Source organism: Sorangium sp. So ce145 (assembly GCF_051525985.1).
Taxonomy (GTDB): domain Bacteria; phylum Myxococcota_A; class Polyangia; order Polyangiales; family Polyangiaceae; genus Sorangium; species Sorangium cellulosum_B.
Map to the genome: position 1 here is coordinate 10606864 of NZ_CP150315.1, position 24381 is coordinate 10631244.

The 24381-nt window shown below is 71.5% G+C and carries 15 protein-coding genes and 1 pseudogene; 6 read left to right on the plus strand and 10 right to left on the minus strand.

Annotated elements, in window-relative coordinates; all coding sequences use genetic code 11:
• Positions 1-104 precede the first annotated feature (104 nt).
• The 3 genes from WMF34_RS39430 to WMF34_RS39440 all read left to right on the plus strand — a co-directional run bounded on the left by WMF34_RS39430 (position 105) and on the right by WMF34_RS39440 (position 4269).
• A complete protein-coding gene (locus WMF34_RS39430) occupies positions 105-875 on the plus strand; it encodes an SDR family NAD(P)-dependent oxidoreductase (RefSeq protein WP_012240373.1) in 771 nt (256 codons plus the stop codon).
• A gap of 184 nt (positions 876-1059) precedes the next feature.
• Positions 1060-2598 carry a hypothetical protein gene (locus tag WMF34_RS39435; protein ID WP_012240374.1) on the plus strand — a complete coding sequence of 513 codons (1539 nt, stop codon included), beginning with the start codon at positions 1060-1062 and terminating at the stop codon, positions 2596-2598.
• 195 nt (positions 2599-2793) lie between these two features.
• Positions 2794-4269, plus strand: a complete 1476-nt coding sequence (locus WMF34_RS39440) for a hypothetical protein (protein WP_044966917.1) — start codon at positions 2794-2796, stop codon at positions 4267-4269.
• Between the two features lie 310 nt (positions 4270-4579).
• On the opposite strand, the gene WMF34_RS39445 is transcribed toward WMF34_RS39440, so the two are convergent.
• Positions 4580-5881: a GNAT family N-acetyltransferase gene (locus WMF34_RS39445; RefSeq protein WP_012240376.1), complete on the minus strand. Its 1302-nt coding sequence runs from the start codon at positions 5879-5881 to the stop codon at positions 4580-4582.
• Positions 5882-7129: 1248 nt separating this feature from the next.
• Between WMF34_RS39445 and WMF34_RS39450 the strand changes: the two genes are divergently transcribed.
• Positions 7130-7909 carry a class I SAM-dependent methyltransferase gene (locus WMF34_RS39450; RefSeq protein ID WP_012240378.1) on the plus strand — a complete coding sequence of 260 codons (780 nt, stop codon included), beginning with the start codon at positions 7130-7132 and terminating at the stop codon, positions 7907-7909.
• A 379-nt stretch (positions 7910-8288) separates the two neighbouring features.
• Here WMF34_RS39450 and WMF34_RS39455 read toward each other — a convergent pair whose 3' ends face one another.
• Positions 8289-8762 (minus strand): MarR family winged helix-turn-helix transcriptional regulator, encoded by a 474-nt coding sequence (locus WMF34_RS39455; RefSeq protein WP_231864492.1) that lies wholly within the window; start codon positions 8760-8762, stop codon positions 8289-8291.
• A 190-nt stretch (positions 8763-8952) separates the two neighbouring features.
• On the opposite strand from WMF34_RS39455, the gene WMF34_RS39460 reads away from it, so the two are divergent.
• On the plus strand, positions 8953-10119 hold the full coding sequence (locus WMF34_RS39460; RefSeq protein WP_012240380.1) for a serine hydrolase domain-containing protein: 1167 nt from the start codon (positions 8953-8955) through the stop codon (positions 10117-10119).
• 237 nt (positions 10120-10356) lie between these two features.
• Here the strand turns inward: WMF34_RS39460 and WMF34_RS39465 are convergent, their stop codons facing one another.
• Positions 10357-12456 (minus strand): substrate-binding domain-containing protein, encoded by a 2100-nt coding sequence (locus WMF34_RS39465; protein ID WP_437991017.1) that lies wholly within the window; start codon positions 12454-12456, stop codon positions 10357-10359.
• Positions 12457-12769: 313 nt separating this feature from the next.
• Between WMF34_RS39465 and WMF34_RS39470 the strand changes: the two are divergent.
• Positions 12770-12991: pseudogene (locus WMF34_RS39470) on the plus strand (glucuronyl esterase domain-containing protein); the annotation flags it as partial.
• Positions 12992-13071: 80 nt separating this feature from the next.
• Here the strand turns inward: WMF34_RS39470 and WMF34_RS39475 are convergent.
• From WMF34_RS39475 to WMF34_RS39505, 7 genes are all read right to left on the minus strand, one after another.
• Positions 13072-13428, minus strand: a complete 357-nt coding sequence (locus WMF34_RS39475; RefSeq protein WP_193790765.1) for a TetR family transcriptional regulator C-terminal domain-containing protein — start codon at positions 13426-13428, stop codon at positions 13072-13074.
• A gap of 127 nt (positions 13429-13555) precedes the next feature.
• Positions 13556-14479, minus strand: coding sequence for a response regulator (locus tag WMF34_RS39480; RefSeq protein WP_437991018.1), 924 nt, complete (start codon positions 14477-14479; stop codon positions 13556-13558).
• Entirely contained in the window at positions 14473-17379 is a 2907-nt protein-coding gene (locus WMF34_RS39485; protein ID WP_437991019.1) for a response regulator, read from the minus strand. Before WMF34_RS39485 ends, WMF34_RS39480 begins: the two co-directional genes overlap by 7 nt.
• A gap of 238 nt (positions 17380-17617) precedes the next feature.
• Positions 17618-18478 (minus strand): sugar ABC transporter permease, encoded by an 861-nt coding sequence (locus WMF34_RS39490; protein ID WP_012240385.1) that lies wholly within the window; start codon positions 18476-18478, stop codon positions 17618-17620.
• Positions 18475-20778 carry an extracellular solute-binding protein gene (locus WMF34_RS39495; RefSeq protein ID WP_437991020.1) on the minus strand — a complete coding sequence of 768 codons (2304 nt, stop codon included), beginning with the start codon at positions 20776-20778 and terminating at the stop codon, positions 18475-18477. The genes WMF34_RS39490 and WMF34_RS39495 overlap by 4 nt, the downstream gene beginning before the upstream one ends.
• 7 nt (positions 20779-20785) lie before the next feature.
• On the minus strand, positions 20786-21865 hold the full coding sequence (locus WMF34_RS39500) for an ABC transporter ATP-binding protein (RefSeq protein WP_437991021.1): 1080 nt from the start codon (positions 21863-21865) through the stop codon (positions 20786-20788).
• Positions 21866-21904: 39 nt separating this feature from the next.
• Entirely contained in the window at positions 21905-23866 is a 1962-nt protein-coding gene (locus tag WMF34_RS39505) for an alpha-amylase family glycosyl hydrolase (RefSeq protein WP_437991022.1), read from the minus strand.
• Positions 23867-24381: the final 515 nt, after the last annotated feature.

A 24381-nucleotide genomic window follows, 5' to 3' on the forward strand; every position in this document is an offset into this window, starting at 1 on the left:
CCTTCCGCAACCGGGATCGGATCGCTATTCACAATCGCAGACAGCGGCGCGCAGCCGCCACGGACAGCGGCGAGCAGCCGCGTCGCCATCGAAAGGACCCGACCATGAGCACATCCAAGCGTAGCCCCGTCGCCCTCGTCACCGGCGGAAGCCGCGGACTGGGAAAGAGCATGGCGCTCCACCTCGCGGATCGCGGCGTGGACGTCATCATCACCTACCGCGGCGCCGCGGCCGAGGCGGCAGACGTGGTGAAGCAGATCGAGGCCAAGGGGAGGACGGCGGCGGCCATCGCGCTCGATCTGGGGAGCACCCGCGGATTCGACGCGTTCGCGGCCGCGGTGAAGGCGGAGCTCGCCGGTCGCTTCGGGCGCGATCGCTTCGATTACCTGGTGAACAACGCCGGCATGGGCGGCCAAGCGAGCTTCGCCGAGACGACCGAGGAGCAGTTCGACGCGCTCATGAACGTCCACTTCAAGGGCACGTTCTTCCTCACGCAGAAGCTCCTTCCGCTCATCGCGGACGGCGGGCGGATCCTCAACGTCTCGTCGGGGCTCACGCGGTTCAGCTTCCCCGGCTACGCCGCCTACGCCGCGATGAAGGGCGGCGTGGAGGTGCTCACCCGCTACCTGGCAAAGGAGCTCGGGCCGCGGAAGATCGCGGTGAACACGCTGGCGCCCGGCGCGATCGAGACCGACTTCGGGGGCGGCGTCGTGCGCGACAACGCCGAGCTGAACAAGATGATCGCCGGCCAGACCGCCCTCGGCCGGGTCGGCCTCCCCGATGACGTCGGCGGCGCGGTCGCCGTGCTGCTCTCGCCCGAGGGCCAGTGGATCAACGGCCAGCGCATCGAGGCGTCAGGCGGCATGAATCTCTGATGCGCTCCGCGCTCGCGGCAGGCGCGTGGTCGTCAGGCCCGCGCCTGCAACGGGAGCAGCGAACACCACGAGCATTCCGACACAGAACGGCACAGGTCATCGAGCGTAACCGGGGCTTTTGCGAAGGAGCTCGACTGGCACATTTGGTGCTGAGTGGCAGCGCATCGCAAGGAGGCGAGCGCTCATGAGCAGGGAATTGCCTAACCATATCTTTCGAATCCTCGGGATCGGCATGCTCGCCGGCCTGTCGCTGACACTCGGATGCCAGGGCAGCACCAGTGTGCCAGCTGGCACAGGAGGGGCCGGCGGCGCCGGGGGTGAAGGCGGCGCCGGGGGTGAAGGCGGCGCGGGCGGTCAGGGCGGCGCGGGCGGTCAGGGCGATGCGGGCGGCGCCCCGGAGACGTGCGATTCGCAGCGGGGCGACCATGACGACGCCTGTCCCGCGGACGCGCCTTGCGCGATCACGCTCGACGTGGAGGTGACGTGCACCGGGTACGACTTCGCAGCGGGCGGGGTGCGGGCCGTTCCGGCGGCGGGAGCGACGTACCTCGTGACGAGCAGCAACGCCCCGACGCGGCTGTTCGAGCTCGACGACGAGGGAGCGACGCAACGCGACTTCGACGCGCAGAGCACCACCGTGAGCGTGGCGCTCTCGCCGGACGGAAGGGCGTATGCCGCAATGGATGAGACGGACGGCGGCCCCAACAGCTATCCCGGCGGTGTCGTGTTCCTGCCGCTCGCCGGCAGCGCGACCGAGAAGCAGATGGTGTTCGATCGCGACGACAAATACGTGCCGGTCCTCGATGTCGCGATGGACTCCAGGGGCGAACCGCACATCTGGATCCTCACGGACGCGCCGGAGATCATCGAGCACGCGACGCGCACGTCCGGCGGCGCCTGGGACGTCGCGCCGGCGAGCCGGCTGGCCGACAGCGGTTGGCCCCGCTTCGTCCTCGCGCCCGACGACGCGCCGCTTTCGTTCGGCATGGTCCAGGCGGGCTCCGACAGCTGGCAGCTCCAGGTGCTCGACGGCGCCGCGAAGCGGAGCCTTGGCGCTCCGGTCCCCTCGGGCTCGCCGGTCCGTTACGAGCCCATCCCGCCGCCGAAGCCCGCCGGTCAAGCGACGATTCCGCGCTTCGCGGCGGTCGTGCAGCACCCCGACGGGCTGCGGCTGGAGAGCGCCGGCGAGGGCGACGGCGTCGACGAGGTAACGATCCCTGGCACAGCGACGCCGTCGTACAGCTGCCAGCGCGGCTTCGGCGACCCCGCGTTGCCGGACTGCCCGGCCGACTGCCACGAGGTGACCTCCGGGCTCGAATGGTCGGCCTTCGCGGCCGCGCGCACGAGCGATGGCGACGTGTGGATCGCGTTCCTGATCAGCCACATCGACTGGACGATCGCCTACGAGGTGCAGGACATCGACCTGCAGCCGACGTGCGTCGGAAACATCGCGGCGGACGAGAGCCGCGGCGAGCTGCGCCTCGTGCGCGTGCCTGCCGTCGGAGGGGCGCCGGAGGTCGCGGTGACGCTGCCGCTCCCCGCGATCGCAGGCGAGAGCCATTTCATCGATGTGTACCAGCGCCACCCGCTCGTCGATGTCTCCGCGTTCGGCACGGAGCTCACCGTGGCCATGCGCACGCAGGCGTCACGCCTGGGGCCCTTCACGGCCCGCGTGCTGCGCATCGACACCTCGCTCCTCGCGCCTGCCGCGCCAGGCGACTGAGACGCGCGCTGCACATCGACGCCTCGGTCCTGCGCCTCGGGCCGAATGCGCATTTTGACACAGAACGACACAAGCCATCGCGTGTGACATCGGCTTTTGCGCGAAAGATCGACTGGCACGTTTGATGTTAAGTGCCAGCGCATCGCAAGGAGGCGATCACTCATGCGCCAGGATTTGCAAACTCAGATCCTTCGAATGCTTGGGACCGGCATGCTCGCCGGCCTGTCGGTGACGCTCGGGTGCCAGGGCGATACCACCGTGCCAGCTGACACAGGAGGGGCCGATGACGCCGGGGATCAAGGCGGCGCGGGCGGTCAGGGCGGCGCCGGCGACGCCCCGGCGACGTGTGAATCGCGGCGAGGCGATCACGACGATGCCTGTCCCGCGGACGCGCCTTGCGCGATCACGCTCGACGTGGAGGTGACGTGCACCGATCCCACGTTTGCAGCGGGCGGGGTGCGGGCCGTGCCGGCGGCGGGCGCGACATACCTCGTGACGAGCAGCGACGACCCGACGCGGCTGTTCGAGCTCGACGACGGTGGGGCGACGCAACGCGACTTCGACGTGCAGTCCACCACCGTGAGCGTGGCGCTCTCGCCGGACGGAAGGGCGTACGCCGCGGTGGATGAGACGAACGGCAGCGGTGACGGTTATCCTGGCGGTGTCGTGTTCTTGCCGCTGGCCGGCAGCGCGGCCGACAAGCAGAGGGTGTTCGATCGCGACGGCGACTACGTGCCGGTCCTCGATGTCGCGGTGGACTCCCGGGGCGAGCCCCACATCTGGATCGACACGGGCGCGCCCGACAGTGTCGCGCACGCGACGCGCACGTCCGGCGGCGCCTGGGACGTCGCGCCGGCGAGCCTGCCGAGCGGCAGCAATTACACCCGCTTCACCCTCGCGCCCGACGACGCGCCGCTGGCGTTCGGGCTCGTCGAACCGCTCGCAGGGGTCCGGCAGCTCACGGTGCTCGACGGCACCACGGAGCGGAGCCTCGGCGCCCCGAAATCGGCGAGTTTTCTGCTCGACTACGAGCCCGTCCCGCCGCCGCAGCCCGCCGGACGAGCGACGTTTCCGCGCTTCGCGGCGGTCGTGCAGCACACCGACGGGCTGCGGCTGGCGAGCGCCGGCGAGGACGGCGGCTTCGACGAAGTCGCCATCCCCGGCACCGAGACGCCCACGTACCGCTGCCAGGACGGCGTCGACATCCCGCCTCCGGGCTCTGCGAGCTGCCCGGCCGAATGCCACATGGTGGCCTCCGGGCTCGCATGGTCGGCCTTCGCGGCCGCGCGCACGAGCGATGGCGACGCGTGGATCGCGCTCCTGATCAGCCACATCGACGAGACGCTCACGTACGAGCTGAAGGACACCGGTCTGGACCGGGTGTGCGTCGGCCACACCGTGGCGGACGAAAGCCGCGGCGAGCTACGCCTCGTGCGCGTGCCTGCCGAAGGAGGCGCGCCCGAGGTCGCTGTGACGCTGCCGCTCCCCGCGATCGCAGGAGGGAGCTACTTCAACGATCTGCACGAGCAGCACCCGCTCGTCGATGTCTCCGCGTTCGGCACGGAGCTCACCGTGGCCATGCGCACGCAGGCGTCACGCCTGGGGCCCTTCACGGCGCGCGTGCTGCGCATCGATACCTCGCTCCTCGCGCCTGCCGCGCCAGGCGGCTGAGACGCGCGCTGCACATCGGCGCTCCGGACCTGGACCGTGCCGCTCGGGTGATCGAGGTGCGCCGCTCCCCTCCACGCTCGCGCCGGGTCGGGCCAGAAGCGAATCGTGATCGCGACCATGCCCATCAGCACGATCACGCCGAGCCCGAGGAACATCAGCGTGAAGCGCTGCATTCAGAAGCCTCAGCGTCCGCCTGGGCATGGACGGCAGCGTCGCCCTCTGGTCGGGCGTCGTTCCGCTTGAGCTTGAGCACCTCGTCGCGTCCGCAGGAGCGAGCAGTGGCTGCTTCATCCCATCAAAGGGGTCGCCTTCACCTCACGGCCTGCGGGGTCGCCGCATGAGCGGTGCTCGCGGCCTCGCCGCGGGGCGCGGTCTCCGCTTCGTCGCACGCCGCGCTCGGCGCCTCGACCTGAGCCTCCGGGGCCCGCACCCCGCGCAAGAACCGCCGCACCTTCTCCCTCAGCGCGAAGCGATCGAGGCCCTTCCGGATGAGCGCAGCGCCGGACGAACAGGCCGTGTGCGTGACGTACGGGACGACCATGGCGGCCGATTTGCGGACCAGCCGGACGGTCAGCTCGTCATAGGACCGCGTGGAGAACAGCCGCTTGTACTCGCTGTCTCCGTAGCCGAAATCGAGCGTTCTCGGGACCCCGTCCGCGCACAGGTCTTCGAGGATCATGAGGAGCAGGACGCTGCCGGGATGATATGCCGCCCACGCGGGATCATAACCCACGCGCTCGTAATAATATGTGCTCTCATCCAGCATCCCGATCACGAAGGCGACAGGAGCGTCGCCGTTCAGCAAGAGGTAACCACGCAGCCAGCCGCGCTCCGCGAACGCCTCCAGCTTGCACCGCATCGCCTGCCCGTCGACCGATTGCCCGAGACATCTGCCCTGCCAGCTCCGCGCCGCGACGATCCCCGCCTGCTCGAGGAAGCGCGGCAGCTCTTCCTTCCGTGTGATGCGCTGGAGCCTCATGCCATTGGTCATGGCGCGCGTGAGGCGCTTCGCCTTGTACTTCAGCGTTCGGCGCGTGCGGCCGCTGAACTTCTCGAGGTACGCATCGAAGTTCCCCGGCAGGTCCACGAGGCGGCGCGGCGTCACCTCGGCCGGCGTGTCCACCCAGAACTCCCGGCGCACCAGCGGGGAGGTCCGGAGGAGGCGCAGGAGATCCGAGTCGACCGGTAATCCCTCGATGAAGAGCATCTGGTAGGGGACCTCCGCGGACAGGACCGCCTGGAGGAGCGCCTCCTGCTCCGCCGGGTCGTCCGGGGCGAGCCAGTCGGTCCCGCAGAGCACCGCCCGCCGGACCGGGAACGCGCCCATGGACACATAACCGAGGCGACAGCGCCAGGTCCAATCCTGGACCAGGAATGGCGCCGCGCCGACGAGCGTCCCGAGATCACGGTTGAAGAGGGCTGCGACCATCATGCCCTCATTCCCCGTCGACCCCGGGGAGCGCGTCCGGGTCATCTCTTCCGCCTCGATGGCGATGTGCTCCAGCCGATGATGCAGCTGGCGCGGCGCACGTCGGCGACGGCAGCGCTCCCAGGCGTGCGCGAGCTCGGTGAGCTCCGCCTTCCTGCACAGGATTTGCGTCTCATACTGCATGTGATACCCCCCCCTGAATCAACAGAGCACTCGACGCCGATGACGGCTTTCTTGCGCGTACCTTGATCGTGACGGCGAGAGCGATCGCGCATCGCTGACGCCCCCCTGCCATTCGGCAGATCACGGCGCGATCGAGCCCGCCGGGCACCCGCCGCCACCGCCCTCGATCCCGTTCTGGACACCGACAGCGCGAGCGACGAGCGCCGCCCCAACGCTGGCTCCGGGGCGAAGGAGCGCCGGGCCGGAGCGCCTCAACCCAGGATAGAACGCGCTGTGTACGGGTGCGTGACCGTGAAAGGACCTAGCGTCCGGCGTGGAACGTGAATGGCGAAGGTCCGATGTTTGTTGGAATGCGAGTATATGTGGGAGCAGGCATGGTGCAAGAGAAAGTTCGGCTCCCTGGTACGGGCCTGCTCACGGCGGCGGGGTATCCATCTGCGCTTGGCGTGCGTCAGCGCGTCACTGTGAGGTTTCTCGCTGGGCGAGCCAGGCGAACGTCCGTTCGTGGAACAGCGCGCGCCCGTGCTCACGTTGTTCGAGCGGCCGCTGTCCGGAACGATGTAATCGGCTTCTTGCGAGGCTGGAGGGCGGTCGTGCGCGATGCCGCTGATGATCGCCGCGCCGCACATCGCCGGACGAGCGCGCGATACGATGGGGGTGCTGCCCCGAGATCAATAGACAGATCGGCGTCCTCGTACGAGGCCCCCTCAGTTAGTCTATCTAATGAAGTCGCCTGTGCGCGCCCTGCACCACGCTCGACCTGCGCTCTCGACCCATGAGCCAGGCGTTGCGACGCTCGTGGTCCGCCTCTTCATCGCGCCACGCTTCTTCGCGCGGCGATCAACTGGAATCGTGCTGCGCTGGATGCCTCCTCGCTGCCGCTCCGGAAGGTCCGGCAGGAGTCCGAGGTCACGACGGCACAGTCATGTGCATGGCACCGGGTACTGGACCGGGGCCCAATCCAATGTCCATTCCCACGCGTTCCCGCCCAGGTCGGATTGCTCCCACTGCCCGTCGCCTTTGGGCGCTCGCGATCGCCACGCAGTACAACGACACCGCTGGCAACGAGCGCGCGTACGTCGACTACGTGCGCGCCACTGTCTTCCACTCGCCCGCGACCTGCGACTGACCCGCCCCGCCTTTCACGATGTCAGGCGCGCGATCTATGCTATCTTGCCTCATCATGACTGTCGCCGCCTGCAAGCGCGTGGAGCTCGCCTCCGCCGTCGAACGTTCCGAGGTCCGCCGGTGATCCGCCTGCTCAAGCGCGCGCAGAACACCCTGCATCGCTCGCTCGAGAACCACGGTGCGCTGGGGACGCTGAGGCTGGTGCCGCGCGCAGCGAAGTCGGCGGTGCTGCGCCGGGTGCGGCGGTTCTCCAGCAAGGCGCGCGAGGCGGGCGAGATCGAGGCGCGCTTCGATCGCGCCGCGGGGGTGGACACCGCCGCGACGATCGAGCTGGCGCAGCTGCAGTTCGATGGCCAGACCGACAAGGAGAGCATCAAGCACGGCCTTCGCTATCAGGCGACGCCGATCGAGGTCTTCGACGCGCTGCTGGCGCGGAGCGGGATCGATTGCTCGCGCTACGAGCTGGTCGACCTGGGCTCCGGCAAGGGGCGCGTGCTGTTCATGGCGGCGATGCACCCGTTCCGCCGCATCACCGGGGTCGAGTTCTCGCCGGAGCTGACCCGCATCGCGCAGGAGAACGCCGGCAAGTTCAAGGCGCCCCGGCAGGCCTGCCACGAGATCGTCACCGTCTGCGCCGACGCCACCCAGTACGCATTCCCGAACACGGCGACAGTCATCTATATGTACAACCCGTTCACCGCCCCGATCATGGAGCGCGTCGCCGCCAACCTCGAGCGCTCGCTCCGCGAGAACCCGCGCGACGTGGTGGTCATTTACTACAACGCCCGCTGCCCCGAGCCGCTCGACGCCTGTTCGCGCCTGCGCGAGGTCGCCTCGCAGCGCGCGCAGCAGGGGCGCGACGATCCCTGGGTGATCTACCGCTCGACCACCAGCAACTGACGGCCGCGCCGTCGACGCCTCGGGGGGCGCCCCGTGACCGCCGCATCTACGTCGGGGCCCGGTGCGCGAGGACACCGCAGCACACGGACGGGCTGCAACACCCCCTGTCAAGGCCCGCAGAGCGCGCGTCGCGGCCGCATCATGGGCCGGCCCAGGGGAGAGGCAAGGCCCGTCGTGCCCGCTGAAGACGCGTGTCCGCATCGCGTCCGCTCTCGTGGAAGGCGACTCGATCCGCGCCGTCGCGCGCATGATCGACGTCGACGAGGGGACCGTGATGGCCCTGGCGCTCCGCCTCGGAGAGGGCTGCATCCGGCTCCACAGCCGCAAGGCGCCACCGGTCCACCAGCGGCGCGTGATCGCCTGCCCGGAGCCGGGCGGACTATGGCTGGCGGAGCCGGCGCGAGGACAGGAGCTCGAGCCCTCCCGTGCGCTCCGCGATGCGCTGGAGCGACGCGAGCAGCGCGCCGGCCTGCTCCTCGCCGAGCAACGCGCGGAGCCGCCTGTTCACCGCGGCGCGCGCGGCGCGCCCCGCCTCGACCGCCGCCCACCCGCGGTCGGTGAGCTCCACGAGCCGGTTGCGCTGGTCGTCCTCGGCGACGCGCCGGCGCACATAGCCGAGCTGCTCCAGCTCCGCCACCGCCTTCGAGGCGCCCTGCGCCGTGATGCCGAGCCGCTCCGCGAGCTCCCTCACCTTCACCGGGCCCGGGACGAGGTGCTGGAACACGTATCCATGGCTCGGCCGGAGATCCCCGTGGCCGGCCCGCTCCACGCGGCGCATCACCTCGTCGCTGTTCGCGGCCGCGATGGCGGCGAAGAGCAGCACGAGGTCCTCGTCCGGGCGCGCGGGCTTCACGGCCGGAGCGTGTAACCCGCAACCGAGGTTGCGCAAATGACGTTGACGGCCGCGGGCGGCGGCCCTATTCATCAACCAAGGTTGCGCAACATGGGTTGCGTATCATCGGGGTCGGGCGCGAAGGGCCGGGCGGCTCGCCCGCGCGCGCCCGTGCCCGTGCTGCCCCGAGGAAGGGACGAAGGGACGAGCGATGCACCTCGCGATCCATGGCTCCTGTGACCCGGCGTTCGCGCCCGTGCGCGCGGCGTTCGCCTCGAATTTCGAGCGGTTTCCCGAGCTCGGGGCCGCCGTGTGCGCCGCCGTGCGCGGCCGCGTGGTCGTCGACCTCTGGGCCGGCTTCCGGGACGCGGCGAGGACCGCGCCGTGGCGCTTCGACACGATCGTGAACGTCTTCTCGGCGACGAAGGGCGCCGTGGCGCTGTGCGCCCACGCGCTCGCGGAGCGGCGCGCGCTCGACGTGGACGCGCCGGTCGCCGCCGCCTGGCCGGAGTTCGGCGCGGCCGGCAAGAGGCGCGTCCTCGTGGCCCAGCTGCTCGACCACAGCGCCGGCCTGCCGGCGCTCCGCGCCGAGCCGGAGGAGGGCGCGCTCTACGACTGGCAGGCCATGACCGCCGCCCTCGCCGCGGAGGAGCCGTTCTGGGAGCCGGGCGCCCGGCACGGCTACCACGCCGTCACGTTCGGCTTCCTCGTGGGCGAGGTGATCCGGCGCGCGAGCGGCCAGCGGGTCGGCGCGTTCCTCCGGGAGGCCGTCGCGGGCCCGCTCGGCCTGGACTTCCACATCGGGACAGGCGCCGAGCACGACGGGCGGATCGCCGAGGTGCCCCCGACCATCGCGAGCCCGAGCGGCCTGGGCGGCGCGTTCGGCGCGAGCTTGCGCGACCCGGCGTCGCTCACCTCGATGGCCTTCACCAGGCCGCGCGACCTCGTGACGCCGGGCCTCGTCAACGCCGCCCGCGCCCGGCGCGCGGAGATCCCCGCGCTGAACGGCCACGCGAACGCGCGCGCGCTCGCGCGGATGTACGGCGCGCTCGCGAACGGCGGGGCCCTCGCCGGCGCCGCGCGCGTGCTGTCGCCGGGGGCGGTCGAGGCCGCGCGGGTGGAGCGGTCGGCCGGGTTCGATGCCGTCCTCCTCGCGGAGAGCCGGTTCTCGCTCGGGTTCATGCTGCCGAGCGCCCTGCGCCCCTTCGGGCGCGGCCCGCGGACCTTCGGCCACCCCGGCGCGGGCGGCGCGCTCGGCTTCGCGGACCCCGACGCGGGGCTCGGGTTCGGCTACACGCCGAACCAGCCGATCGCGAGCGGCGAGGGCGGCGACCCGCGGTGGCCGGCGCTGATCGAGGCGGTGTACTCGTGTCTATGAGCGCATGTCCCGCGTCGCCGGGGCGCGTGCCTGGTTGCTGAGAAAAGGACCCCTGAAGGCAGAAAAGGCGCCGAGGAGAGGACGAGACCCATATCGCGGGTCAGGAGCCCTGCCGTCGCGGAGGACAGACACCGGCACACCGATGTGCCGCCAGGCACGTCGGTCGAGAACAGCCTCCCTGGCCCCGGCGTCAGCTTCAGCGTTCGTCAGGCGGCGACACCGTCACGGATCCGGCCGTCAGGCGATGCGCGCCGCGCCGCGCCTCGCGCCGCCAGGGCGGAGGCCTCCTGTCGTCAGCTCGTGGAGGGCTCCCGCCAGCGACGAGTACGTGGCCAGACTGCCCAGCTCCACGTCCACGAGGCTCCTGGCGAGCTCGGGGCGCACGCCGACCAGGAAGAGGCGCGCGCCGAGCAGGGCGACCGCGCGGCTCGTCTGGCCCAGCGCATGGGCGACCTGGGCGTCCACCGCCGGCACGCCGGTGATATCGAGCAGCACGAAGCGCGTTTCGTGCTGGCCCACCCCCTCGACCACGGCCGTGAGCACCTGGAGGGCGCGGTCCCGGTCGATCGCGCCGATGAGCGGCACGAGCAGCACGCCGGGCAGGAGCGGGATGAGCGGGCAGCCGAGCTCGCGCACCGTCTCCGAGAGCGTCCGCTCGCTCGCATAGGCCACCTGAAGCTCCGCGTTCTTCGTCGAGAGCGACTGGACGAGCTCGCCGCGCTCGAGGGCCGCGGCGAGCAGCGACGCCCAGACCCCGACGGTGCCCTCGTCGCCGGCCAGCTCGCGGAGGGTCGGCCCCATGAGCGCCACGACCCCCCAGTCGCGCCGCTCGGTGCGGATCGGCAGCAGCATCATCATGAGCGCGCCGCTCGCGGCCGCGGGCGGCAGCAGGTGCTCCGGCGGAAACGCCTCCAGCCGATGGCGGCTGCCGATCGGGGGCGTCGCGCTGCCGTCACGGCTGTAGGCGCCGGCGACGACGAGCGTCTTCGCGTCCTCCCGGAGCGCAAGGCAGGCCCAGATCGCGCTGGTCTTCGCGAGCCATGAGAGCGACATGGATTCCTCCTGGGAGCCGCTGACCAGCGCGAGGCCCACGTCGTGATTGGACCGCACGAGCATCCCGAGCTGCGCCACGAACTCGGCCTCGACGCTGAGCCGAGCCCGAGCGATCGAGAGGTGCGCGCCGTCCAGGAACGCCTCGACCCGCTGCGCCGACGCCGCATCCCCGCCCAGCCGCGCGCGGCGCCGCTCGTGGGACCGGCGGAGCAGGCGCACGATCGCCATCAAGGTGCCAATATCGGAGGAGATGTCGATGGCCTGTTTGTAGGCGCGCTCCAGCGCCTTCGCCGGAGGGGGCGCGGCGCCCTCGATCGCCGCCTCATACGCCTCGAGCACCAGGGCGACCCCCGGCCATACCGCGGCAGGCGACGTATCGGGCGGAAGGGGCCGGGGCGCGAGGAGCAGCTCGACCATCCGCCGATCCAGGTCGCCGCCGTCGTGCTCCCCCGTCGCCGCGTTCTCGTCGAGGAAGCTCTGGACCACGTCGCATCCGCACGAGATCCGCTGGATCAACGTGTTCGGCGTGAGCACGAGCTCTGGCTGGGCCGTCTCGCCGGCGAGCATCGAGACGACGAGATCACACGCGGCGCTCCCCAGCATCTCGAACTGCTGGCGCACGGTGGTCAGCGGCGGGTCGGATGTTTGCGCCTCCGGCACATCGTCGAAGCCGACGATCGCCAGCTCCTCGGGGATGCGGACGCCCGCCGCCTTCAGCGACGGCATCATCCCGATCGCGTTCTTGTCCGTCCCGAAGACCGCCGCCGTGCACGCATTCCGCAGCGCGATGAGCCGCGGGGCGGCGTTCTCACCGCCGGTATACCAGTTGTCGTCGGTCCGGATGACCAGATCTGGATCGAGCGGTATCCCCGCCTCGGCGAGCGTCTCTCGGTAGGCGTCGAAGCGCTCGCGCACATCGGACTCGTGGAAGCAGCCGACGAACGCGATCCGCCGGTGCCCGTGTCCGATCAGATGGCGCACCGCGCCCCGGATCCCGCTGTGGTTGTCCGGGATCACGGACGGGCAGTCGCCCTTGTGGACATGGGTGCCGACGACGACGAGCGGGACCCGCTCGGCAGCGAGCCGCTCGATGCCGTCCACCCCGATCACGACGATCCATCCATCCACCTGCTCTCTGGCGAGCGAAGGGGCCTGGAGCGAGCCGGCCGTGCCGCGCATCACCAGCATGCGACAGCCGTGCTGCCGCGCCGCCTCGTGGATACCCGTCAGGACCGGGTTCCAGAACGAGCCGTCCAGATAGGGGGTGATGACGCCCACGGTCATCACACGTGGCATCCCATGAACGCCTGTACCGCGGCGGGGCGGCTCCGCAAGGCGATTCACGTCACGCGTCGAGCGTCCGGCATCTCCTCCCGCGGCCGGCTGCCCGTCCGCGCCATCTGTGGCCGGCTGCCCGTCCGCGCGATCTCCCTGGACCGAGCCGTCAGAGCTGCCGCCCCGCTGCTCCGGCAACTCGACTTCACTGCCCCGGCTACCCTGAACCATCGCCCCGGTCTCCCTGCTCCCCCGTCCCACGGCTGCGCTCGCGTGCCCACCTATATACCACGGTCCGGACGTATCCCTCTGCGACGGGGCGATGTCGAATTGCTCGCTCGATTACTCGCGCGATCACTCGCTCGATCACTCGCTCGATCACTTGCTCGATCACTCGCTCGCAAACCACTTCGGTCCATTCGTGCAGAACGCCAACGCTGCCAATCTTCCCATCGACACCCATGCGCTGGTCGCCATGATCGTGCCACGCGGCCTGCTCGTCCTCGACGACCCGCACCAACATCGGTTGAGCGCGCCAGCCGGCTACACGACCGTCCTGGCGATCGTCCTCGGCGGCTCGACACCGCGCCCACCCACGAGCTCTCCACGGGACGGCGCGGGAGCCTACGGACCGCGCGGGGCGCCGGGCCCAGGCCATGCCCGCATCGCGGCCTCCACGGCCGCGCGGAGGCTCTCCCGTGACGCGCCGTCCCGCGCCTGGACCGACATCCCCAGCAAGACGGTCACGTAGAACGTGGCCAGCGCGGCGGCGTCCGTGTCGGACGCGAGCTCGCCGTCCTCGGTGCTCCGCAGGATCCGCGCCTGGAGCGAGGCATGCCAGGCCTCGCGGCACCCTCGCATCAGGTCCTGTACGGGCCGCGCGCCGGGGGAGCACTGGGTCCCGGCCAGCGCGATCATGCAGCCGGACGGCCGATCGGGCCGGGTGAACTCGTCGGCCGCCGTCTCGAGCAGCCGCTGCACCGCGCCGCGGGCCGTCGGCTCCTGGCCTACCTGGCCGGCCCCGAGGGCGCCTTCGTCACGGGCGCCAACCTCAAGATCGACGGCGGCTTCACCGCCTGATCTTTCCGGGCCGCGACCGGAGACCGCGTCAGCCGCCGTCCTCGCCCGGCTCGCCGCCGGCCCCCGGCGAGCGGCACCGCATCACCATGCGGATCTCGTTGCCCTTCTCGTTGTGCCGCACCTCGTCCATGAACGTGCGGATCAGCATCAGGCCGCGGCCGCTCGGCTTGTCCAGGTTGGCGAGGTCGGTCGGATCCGGCAGGTTGCGCGGGTCGAAGCCGGGCCCCTCGTCGCGCACCACGTACGTCGCCTCGGTGCGCGTCTCGCGCGCCACGACGATCACGCGCCGATCCCGGTACGGGGTCTCCGCCCGGCGGCGCTCGACGAGCGCGGAGAAGGCGCTCGGCTGCTCGTCGAGCAGCTTCGAGCTGACCTCGAGGTTGCCGTGCACGATGGCGTTCACGAGCGCCTCGCGCAGCGCCACCGCGACCTGGATCCGGCCCGTCTCGTCGCACAGCCGCATCCGTCCCAGGCTCTGCTCGACGTGGCCCACCAGCGCGGGGACTTTCGCCACGTCGTTGTCGAGCTCGAAATGGGACTCGGTCGCCGTCAGGCACGAGAGGAGCTGCTGCTCCCGCCGATCGAGCCGCGCCACCGCGAGGACGTTCTCGACCGTGTTCACGAGCTCCGCCGCGAGGTTCCGCTTCGCGACGTAGCTCGCGGCGCCGCGCCGCAGCGCCTGCACCGCGATCTCCTCGCTGCCGTGCGCCGTCATCAGGATCACCGGGAGGTACGGGTGCTCGCGGCGGATCGCCTCGACCAGCTCCAGGCCGTCCATCTCCGGCATCTGGAGATCGGTCAGCACGATCTCGGGCATCGACCTGGCGATCGTCTCGAGCGCCTCGACGCCGTTCTCGGCGTACACGGGCTCCATCCCGGCGCGCTTCTTGAGCAAGCTCCCGGAGAGGCGCCGATCCATCGGGGAGTCGTCCACCACGAGCACCCTCACCATCGCGTCACCTCGCTGTCAGAGCGCCGCTCGCCCTGCACCGGCGGCGCCGGGTCCGCCGGCGCGCCCTCGCGCACGAACGCGGCGAGCTCGGGGAGCAGGCGCTCGATCTGCGCCCGCAGCGCGAACTGCGCCTCGGCCAGGCTGCCGAGCTCGTTCGCGCGCGCCATCTTCTCCAGCGCGAAGGAGGCCTCGAACGCGCCCCGCGCGCCGAAGCTGTCGACCCCGCCCTTCAGGCTGTGCGCGGCTCGCTGGAGCTTGCGGGCGTCGCCGGCGGCCACCGCGTCGTCGATGTCGCTCATCCAGCGCGGGCACTCCTCCAGGAAGACCTCGGCGAGCTCGCGCAGGAGATCGGCGTCGCCGCCCGTCCGCTCCAGCGCCTTCGTGCGATCGAACATCGGCCGGGCCGTGATCGAGGAGGGCGAGGGCAGGAGCCGCTCCTCCGATCGGGTGCTCGGCGGGCCGCTGTCGGACGCCGGCGAGGGCACCGACGCGTACGAGCTCGGCGCGCCGAGCGACATGCGCGCCGGGTCCTCGATCTCCAGGGCGGAGGGCCCGGCGGCCAGCCGGTCGATCATGTCGTAGAGCTCCTCGACCTGCACCGGCTTCGACACGTAGCCGTCGAAGCCGGCCCGGAGGCAGCGCTCGCGGTCGCCCTTCATCGCGTACGCGGTCACGACGATGAGCGGCATGTGCCCGCCCTCGCGCCGCTCGCGGGCGCGGACGACCCGCGCGGCCTGGAGGCCGTCCATCTCGGGCATCTCCACGTCGAGCAGGGCCACGTCGTACTGCCCGCCCGCGATCTTCTCGACGGCGAGGCGGCCGTTCTCGACGATGTGCACGTGGTGGCCCTGCCGCTCCAGCCAGCGGCGCATCAGCTTCTGGTTGATTGCGTTGTCCTCGGCGACGAGCACGCGCAGGCCGCGGGCGCGCGGCCCGGGCGCGGCGCGGCGCGGGTCGGCCGACCGGAGCGAGGTCCGCGTCGGGACGCCGAAGGCGTGGAACACGGCCTCCTGGAGGTGGGACGTCTTCACGGGCTTCGTGACCATGGCGAAGACGCCGAGATCGCGGCAGCGCGCGACGTCCGCCTGCGCGGACGTCGAGCTGAGCAGCATGAGGACGCGTCCCTTCAAGATCTCGCGCTTCCGGCAGTGCTCGACCACGGCGAAGCCGTCGACCTTCGGCATGCGCGCGTCGACGATGGCGAGGCCGAACGAGCTGCTCGGCCCGACCGCGTTGCCCCCCGGCTTGCCCCAGGGCAGCGCCCAGACGCCCGAGTCCTCCGAGAGCGCCGCGATCGCCGCCGCCCCCGAGTCGACGGGGACCGCCTTCATCCCCCAGCCCTCGATGGTGTCCGCGAGGATGCGCCGCGCGGTCGCGTTGTCGTCGGCGATGAGGACCTTCGTGCCGAGGAGGTCCTTCGGGATCTCCAGGCGGCGCGACCGGGCGGCGCCCTCGAGCGCCCGGAGCTGGAGGGTGAAGTGGAACGTGCTGCCCTTGCCGGCCTCGCTCTCGATCCAGATCTTGCCGCCCATCATCTCGACGAGGCGGGCGCAGATCGTGAGGCCGAGCCCCGTGCCTCCGTACTTGCGGGTGGTCGAGCCGTCCGCCTGGGCGAACGCGTCGAAGACGACCCGCTGCTTCTCCGGGGCGATCCCGATGCCCGTGTCGATCACGCTCACGCGGAGCACCACGGCGTCGCCGAGCACCTCGCCCGCGTAGAGGCTCGGCGTGCCCTGGCTGTCCGCGCTGGCCTCCTCCTCGGGGGTGAGGGGCGCGCGCGAGTCGACCTCGGCGCGGACGACGACCTCGCCGGCGTCGGTGAACTTCACCGCGTTGCTCACGAGGTTGACGAGGACCTGGCGCAGGCGCAGCGGATCGCCGACCAGGGCCTCGGGCACGTCGGGGCCGACGTCGTAGGCGAGCTCGAGCCGCTTCTCGTGGGCGCGGAGCGCGAGCGTCTTCACGGCGTCGCCGATGATCTCGCTCGGGTCGAAGACGACGGGCTCGATCTCGAGCTTGCCGGCCTCGATCTTCGAGAAGTCGAGGACGTCGTTGATGATGGAGAGCAGCGCGTCGGCCGAGATCTTGACCATCTCGAGGTACTCGCGCTGCTCCTGGGTGAGCTCGGTCTGGAGCGCGAGCGACGTCATGCCGATGATGCCGTTCATCGGGGTGCGGATCTCGTGGCTCACGCTGGCGAGGAACTCGCTCTTCGCGCGGCTCGCCGCCTCGGCGGCCTCCTTGGCCTGCTGGAGCTCCTCCTCGACCGCCTGGCGCTGCATGAGCAGGGCGCGCAGGCTCGCGGAGTGCTCGCGCTCGTTCTCGAGCGAGGCCTCGCCCATGGCGTCCGCGCGGCGCTTGGCGATGCTCGCCATCACCGCCATGGCGGGGGTGGTGACGGCGTAGACGATGACCCGGAGGAGGTTGTCTTCGTCGTACGATAAAAGGACGCCATCCTTGGAGAAGTAGAGCGCGAAGAAGACGCACGAGATGAGCGCCGTGACGATGCCGCTCCAGAGGCCGCCGCTGAACGCCGCGAAGACGATGATCATCGAGAGGATCGCGGGCGGGTTCGGGACGGTCCAGTCGAGCGCGGCCTCGAGCGTGGCGACGGCGCCGATGACGAGCAGCGCGAGCAGGGGGCCGAGCAGCGGGAGCACGAACTTCTCCCACGAGGGCCGGCCGAGGCGCCGCTGCAGCGCGGAGGGGAGCGGCAAGAACGTGCGGCGGCCGTCGGCGTCGCCCACGCCCATGGATGCGCGGGGCTCGCCGCCCAGCGACGGGCGAGGCTCGCCGCCCACCGATGCGCGGGGCTCGCCGCCCACGCCCACCGATGCGCGGGGGTCCGCGTGAGCGGTCCCCGGCGCGGCAGCGGGCGGGGGATCCTCGGCCTTCGGCATGGCTTCATGGAGATAGCGGGGTCGCGATCGGGCGTCCACGGCCGCGAGGGCCGGGTCCCATGGACGGGCGGCGCCGGGGCACAGCGGGCAAGTAGGAGGGACGCCCCTCGGCCCCGAGCAGCACGAGGCCGGGCAGCGCGGGTCGCATCGCCGGCGGACGCGGCATTGACGGCCCGCGCCGCCGGCGCCCCGGCCGCCGCGCGCCGGGGCGCCCGCGGCCACGCTCACCGCGGCGCGCTCACCCCTTCACGCCGCCCGTCGTCAGCCCCGCGATCAGGTGACGCTGCACCACATAGAACGCCGCCATGACCGGCAGCGACACGAGGAGCGCCCCCGCCGCGAACCGCTCCCACTGCGCGTCGTACTCGCCGATGTACCGCTGCAGCACCACCGGCAGCGTGAACATCTCCTCCTTGCCGAGCAGCGTCGCCGCGAGGATGAACTCGTTGTACGCCGTCATGATCGCGAACAGCGCCGTCACGGCGATCGCCGGCCGCGCCGCCGGGAGCACGACCCGGAGGAACGCCTGGAAGCGCGTCGCCCCGTCGACCATCGCCGCCTCCTCCAGGTCGATCGGGATCGCCTCGAACGCCGCCCGGAGCTGGAAGATCGAGAACGGCACCGCCGTCGACGCGTAGCAGAGCACGAGCCCGGTCCGCGAGTTGAGCAGGCCGAGCGCGTCGAGCAGGAGGTACAGCGGGATCGCGCTCGCCACCGTGGGGAACATCTGCGTCGCGAGCAGCGCGCGCAGGCCGCGATCCTTGCCGAGGAACTGGAAGCGCGCGAGCGCGTACGCCGCCGGGACCGCGACGGAGACGCCGGCGGCCGCCGTCGCGAGCGCGACGACGATCGAGTTGGCGAGCTGGCGGGGGAAGAGCCAGATCGGCTCGCCGCCGACCTTCTTCGACGTCGTGACCACCGCCACGATGTGCTCGAACGTCGGCTGGTTCGGGATGGGCAGCACCTCCGGCACCGGCGGGCGCGCCCCGGAGAAGGCGATCGAGGCGACCCAGAGCACCGGGTACAGCGCGAACGCGACCGCCGCGACCAGCGCGGCGTGCACCGCGATCGACTCGACAGGAGAGGGCCTCCGCGTCACGCGACCTCCGTCGCCGCCGCCGGCACGGGCGCCGAGCCAGCCTCGGCCCCGCCCTGCGGGATGGCGGAGACGGGCGTCCGCCGCCGCCGGAAGCGCCAATCCCGCGTCGCGAGCGTCAAGAGCAGGAAGATGAGCACCGAGTACGCCGCCGCGTAGCCGTACTGGGCCTCGCGGGTGAACGCCCACCGGTACGCCTCGGAGACGAGGATGTCCGTGGTGCCGTCCGGGTCGCCGCCGGACACGAGGAACACGACGTTGAACATGTTGAACGTCCAGATCGCGCCCAGCGTCACCGCGGGCGCGAGCACCGGCTTGATCAAAGGCAACGTAATTTTCCGCAGACGCTGCCACCGCGTGGCGCCGTCGACCTCGGCGGCCTCGAGCACGTCCTCCGGCACCGCGGTGAGCGCGCCCAGCGTGACCACCATCATGAACGGGAACCCGAGCCAGACGTTGGTCGTCACGTTGGCCGTGAACGCCGTCGTGAAGCTCGAGAACCAGGAGATGGGCTCGATGCTCGTCCCGAGCGCGGAGTTCACCGCCTCGATGAGGCCGGTGACGGCCCCGAACTGCCGGTGGAACATGCCCTTCCAGGACAGCGCGGTCACGTAGCTCGGCACGGCCCAGGGCACGATGAGGAGCACCCGGTAGAGCGCCCGGAGGCGCAGGGTCGGGCGGTGCAGGAGCAGCGCCAGCGAGACGCCGAGGAGGACGTGGAGGCAGAGGTTCACCGCGGTCCAGAGCACGGTCACCGCGAGCACGAGGTAGAACGAGCCGCTCGCGAAGAGCGGCCCGCCGCGGGCCGTGAGGATGCTGATGAAGTTGGCGAGGCCGACGTACCGGAGGTCCTCGCCCCTGCCGGCGAAGAGCGACGTCGCCGCGCCGATGACGAGCGGGATCACCACGAGCACGCCGATCGCGACGACCGCGTGCGCGACGTACTTGTAGGCAGGAATCGAGCGCCCGATCGAGCGTTTGAGCGACCGCCGGAACGAGCGCCAGCGCGCGGTGCCGGGCGCGGCGTCCCTCGCGGCGCGGACCCACCGGAGAGCGAGCAGCAGCGCGAGCGCGCCGAGCGCGACGAGGAGCGGCGCCGGCGAGGCAGGGGGCGGGAGCGGCCGGCGGACGTCGTCGAAGCGGCGCTTGGCCTCGGAGAGCGCGACGTCGGGGGGCGCGTCGCCCCGGAGCACCTTGCGGATCGCGCGCGTGGCCGGCTCCCAGGTCGAGCGCATCGCCGGCGAGGTCGGCATCGGGATGGCCGCCTTGGCCTGCTCGGTGAACGCCGCGATGAAGGCGTCGCCGGCCGGGACCGCCACGTCGCTTCGCACCGGCGGCGTGCGCGCGACCTCGAGCCGCGTGGCCGCGGCCGCGGCGCCCGCGAGGTGGCGCGCGAGCGCCCGCGCGCCGGCGCGCCGCGCGCCCTGGGGCGAGAGCATCACCGCCTCGACGGTCAGGAACGGCCGCATCGGGAGGCCGGTCTCGCGCACCTTCGGGAGCGGGACGACGCGGGCGCGCCGCCGCGCCTCTTCCCCGAGGCCACCCGCGAACCACGGCCCGCTGATCACGAACGCGGCGCGGCCCGCGTTGAACAGGTCGGTCACCAGCGCGCCGTTCGCGTCCTCCGGGACGACCCGCCACTCGATCAGCGTGCGGACGAGCTCGAGCGAGCGCTCGGGGCCCGGGCCGACGAAGCCGAACTGGTCGTCCTCGCGCAGCATCGCGCCGCCGAACGCCGCGAGGATGGGCATGTGCGCGTAGGCGTTCGACGCCTCGTACGCGAGCGGGTACACGCCCTCGGGGAGCGAGCCGGCCAGCGCCGCGATGTCCTCGAGGGTCGCCGGGGCCTCCTTCACGAGCGCGGTGTTCATGTAGAGCGCCACGCACTTCTGGCTGATCGGCAGGCCGAGGATCTCGCCCCCCTGCCGGACCGCGGCGAGCGCCGGCCCCAGGAACACGGCCTCGCCGCCCGGATCGAGCGCGTCGCCCACGGGCGCGACGAGGTGGCGCGCGCGGAAGTCGCCGAGCCGCTCGTGGGCGTCGATGAACAGGTCGGGCCCCTCCCCCATCGGGATCGCGGCCTGGAGCTTCGAGGCGTAGGCGTCGAACGGGACGGCGAGGACCTCGACCTCCTCGCCCTCGAAGGCCGCGACGATGGCGTCGAGCGCCCTGGCCTCGTCGTCGCGGTAGGCGTGCCACAGCCGGATCGGCGCCGCGGCCGCGAGCGCGGGCAAGAGGAGGATCAGCGCGGGCGCGGCGAACGCAGCGAGCGCGAGCGCGAGACGACAGCGACGGCTGGGCACGGTCGCCTCACGCTTCTCGCAGGCTCAGCCCGGAGTCCGCGTCGAACAGGTGCACCTGGCGGAGCGCGACCCGCACGGTGTCGCCCTTCGCGACGCGCGCGGCCGGGTCGAGGCGCGCCACGAACGGCGCCCCCGCGACGGTGCCGTGCGCGTACGACTCGGCCCCGAGGGCCTCGACGATCGCCACCTCGAACGGGGCGCCGCCGTCGCCCGACGCGAGGTCCACCTCGTGCGGGCGCACGCCGACCGTCACCTGCCGCCCGGACGAGAGCGCGCCCGGGAAGTCGGTCGCGTCGACGTCGATGGCGAGATCGCCCTGGGCCGCGACCCACCGGCCGCCCCGGCTCTCCAGGCGCGCCTCGACGAAGTTCATGGCCGGGCTGCCGAGGAAGCTCGCCACGAACCGGGTGCGAGGCCGGGCGAAGACCTCGAGGGGCGGCCCCGACTGCTCGACGACGCCCTTGTTGAGCACGAAGATCTCGTCGGCGAGCGTCATGGCCTCGACCTGATCGTGGGTGACGTAGACGCTGGTCGCGCCGAGCCGGTCGTGCAGCTTGCGGATGTCGACCCGCACCTGCGCGCGCAGGGCGGCGTCGAGGTTCGAGAGCGGCTCGTCGAACAGGAAGAGCTGCGCCCGCCGCACGATGGCCCTGCCCATGGCCACGCGCTGCCGCTGGCCGCCGGAGAGCGCCCGGGGGTGCCGGTCGAGGAGCGGGCCGAGCCCGAGCATCTCCGACGCCTCCTTCACGCGCGCCTCGATCTCGGCCGGCGGCGTCTTCCGGAGCTTCAGGCCGAAGGCGAGGTTCTCGCGCACCGTGAGGTGCGGGTAGAGGGCGTACGACTGGAACACCATCGCGATGTCGCGATCGCGCGGCTCGAGCCGCGTGACGTCCCGGTCGCCGAGCGCGATCGTGCCGTCGTCCGCCTCCTCGAGCCCGGCGAGCAGCCTCAGCAGCGTCGACTTGCCGCAGCCGCTCGGCCCCACGAGGACGGCGAACGAGCCGTCGGGCACGTCGACCGAGACGCCGCGCAGCACGTGGGTCTGGCCGAATCGCTTGTTGAGTCCGCGCACTTTGACAGACGCCATGTTGGAGACTCTCTTGGAAGGGAGGAGTGCCAGGCAGGATCAGAGACCATGGATGATCTGGTCTTCCGGGATGAGCAGCGCCCCGCTCACCGGAGGCAGCTTGACGGTGACAGCGCCGTTCGCGCCCGCCCTGTATGTCTTTTTTTCGGGCGAGAGCACGTCGACGAGCACGGTCCCCCGCGTCAGCCCCGTCTCCATCGCCGCCCCGTTGAAGCGCGTGGCGCTCTGCTTCCGGGGGTGCGTGTTGAGCACCACGAGCGCATAGTCGCCGTCCGGCTCCCCCCGCTCGAACGCGAAGATCCCCGCGTCCTCGTCCCCTTCGCCCGTCCGCTCCGTCGACCAGCGCACCCGCTGCTCGCCGACGGTGAGCGCCTGATAGCCTTTGCGCAGCGCCGTGAGCCGCTGGATCCACCGGAAGAGCGGGTGCTCCGTGTCATAGCCGCTCTCCCAGAGATCTTCGCGGTTCGCCGGATCGTCGCCGCCGCTGAAGCCCTGCTCCGTGCCGTAGTACAGGCAAGGGATGCCTTCCTCCGTGAAGAGGAACAGGAGCGCATTCTTGAGCGCCGCCTCGGGATCGGCCTTGAAGGGCGAGGCGCCCGGGCCGACATGGAGGAAGCGCGGGACGTCGTGGTTGTCGATGAAGTTGACAAGCGCCTTCAGCGGCGGAACGCCGATGCCGTTCGCGTTCGGCTCGGCGCCGTAATTGAGCGCCCGCGCGTCCCAGAGCTCCTCGATCCGCCGCGTGGCCCGGGCGTCCCGGAAGACGTCGTGGAAGACCCGATAGAGCTGAGGGAAATACAGCACGGAGTCGACCGAGTCCCCCGTGATCGGCGCGGCGCCCGGGCAGCCCCCCTCCGCCTCGTCGCCGTTCTCGCGCTCGAGATCGCCGCCGAGCGCTTCGTCGTGCGGGTGGGCCGGGACCTCGTGCTTCGTGAAGCTGCCGACGAGGTCGTCCTTGCCGTCGAAGGCCTCTCCGAACATGAAGAAATCGGTCTTGCCCATCGCCGCCAGCTGCAGCCGGACGTTCTGCGTGAAATAGCGCCAGAACTCGTGCTCGACGTGCTTCAGCGTGTCGATGCGGAACCCGTCGACGTCGGTGAGCTCGGCCCAGCGCACGAACACGTCGACCATCGCCCGCTTCACGTCGCAGCGGGAGGTGTCGATGTCCTTGAGGCCGCCCGGGAGATCGCCGTGCACGAGCTGGTCGACATCCTCGAAATCGAGGATGCGCCCCTTGCGGTTGTAGACCTCGGGGTCCTGGAAGAGCTCGGGCTGCGGCGGGAGGTGGTTGGTCGCGGGCTCGTGGCGGAAGACGATCGGCGCCGGCCTCGACTTGCCGAACGGCCTCCGCGCCTGGACGCCGCGGGGGTCGAACTCCGGATCGTACTCGTTCACGGCCTCGAGCTGGCGGCGCCCGTCCTCGCCGCTGCCGTGGACGCCCCCGTCGGGCTGCCCATTCTCGTTGATGTCATAATAGAACAGCTGGCCGACGTGGTTCGTCACGACATCGAGGATGACCTTCATGCCGCGATCGTGGGCCGACGCGACGAGGCGGCGCAGCGACGCGAGGTCGCCGAAATGGGGGTTCAGCTCGGTGAAATCCTGCGTCCAGTAACCGTGGTATCCGTCGACGCCGGCGTCGGTGTCGACGTTCTTGACGATCGGCGAGATCCAGAGCGCTGTAACGCCGAGCGCCTCGAGGTAGGGCAGACCCTCCTCGAGCCCCTTCCAGTCGCCGCCGTGCCACCTGCCCGGCGCCGAGGACACCCGGTGGTTGTTCCCCGCGTCGCCGTCGGCGAAGCGGTCTATCAGCACCTGATAGATGATCTCCTCCCGCCAGTCGCTCGCGTGCGCCCCGAGCGAGGCCGACCGCGTGGGCTCCTCGTCGAGCTCGGCGCACGCCGCCGCGAGGAGCGCGAGCGAGGCGGCCCCGGCCGCCCGCGCGAGGGCGGCCGCGCGCGCCGTCCGCCAGAGAGAGAGTCTCGATCGCCGCCGGTCCATCGCGATCACCTTAGCTCGGCGCGTCGAGCCATCACGCATCCACGCGAGCCGACACACGCGCCGGACGAGAGCCCATCTCGACGGATGAGCCCGATGGGCAGCGGCGCGGCCGGCGCGAGCGCGGCCGGGTCAGGCCGCCCGCGCGCTCCGGCAGGAGCTTCTGGAGTGTCAGGCAAAGCCGTAGTGTCTGCAGGAGCCTTCCGAGCCGCGGAGCGCAATGCGCAGACGAGCAGCGGCACCGCGGCCGGCGCGGCCACGACGCGATTCTGCCCCACCCTCAACGCCCCTCGCACGGCGCGGACGCTACACCAGCAGCGGTGGCCCGGTCCACGATTTCTGGACATAAAAAGCGGGTTTTCGCGGCGCGACACGATCGGCGCACACGCAATCGCGCCGCGCGCAACACGGGCGCGCAGGCGCACAGCCGGGGCCGGGGCGCGCGTCGCCAGCGCCTTCGCCGGCGAATCGCGATCGTGTGAGCGCCAGCCCATCCCGTCGACGCGACATTCGCGTGA

Excerpts from the sequence above, each read along its gene's own strand:
- WMF34_RS39445 (WP_012240376.1), bottom strand. The coding sequence starts at position 5,881 with ATGCAGTATGAGACGCAAATCCTGTGCAGGAAGGCGGAGCTCACCGAG.
- WMF34_RS39435 (WP_012240374.1), top strand. The coding sequence starts at position 1,060 with ATGAGCAGGGAATTGCCTAACCATATCTTTCGAATCCTCGGGATCGGC.
- WMF34_RS39485 (WP_437991019.1), bottom strand. The coding sequence starts at position 17,379 with ATGCCGAAGGCCGAGGATCCCCCGCCCGCTGCCGCGCCGGGGACCGCT.
- WMF34_RS39505 (WP_437991022.1), bottom strand. The coding sequence starts at position 23,866 with ATGGACCGGCGGCGATCGAGACTCTCTCTCTGGCGGACGGCGCGCGCG.
- WMF34_RS39440 (WP_044966917.1), top strand. The coding sequence starts at position 2,794 with ATGCTTGGGACCGGCATGCTCGCCGGCCTGTCGGTGACGCTCGGGTGC.
- WMF34_RS39480 (WP_437991018.1), bottom strand. The coding sequence starts at position 14,479 with ATGGTGAGGGTGCTCGTGGTGGACGACTCCCCGATGGATCGGCGCCTC.
- WMF34_RS39460 (WP_012240380.1), top strand. The coding sequence starts at position 8,953 with ATGCACCTCGCGATCCATGGCTCCTGTGACCCGGCGTTCGCGCCCGTG.
- WMF34_RS39500 (WP_437991021.1), bottom strand. The coding sequence starts at position 21,865 with ATGGCGTCTGTCAAAGTGCGCGGACTCAACAAGCGATTCGGCCAGACC.
- WMF34_RS39465 (WP_437991017.1), bottom strand. The coding sequence starts at position 12,456 with ATGACCGTGGGCGTCATCACCCCCTATCTGGACGGCTCGTTCTGGAAC.
- WMF34_RS39430 (WP_012240373.1), top strand. The coding sequence starts at position 105 with ATGAGCACATCCAAGCGTAGCCCCGTCGCCCTCGTCACCGGCGGAAGC.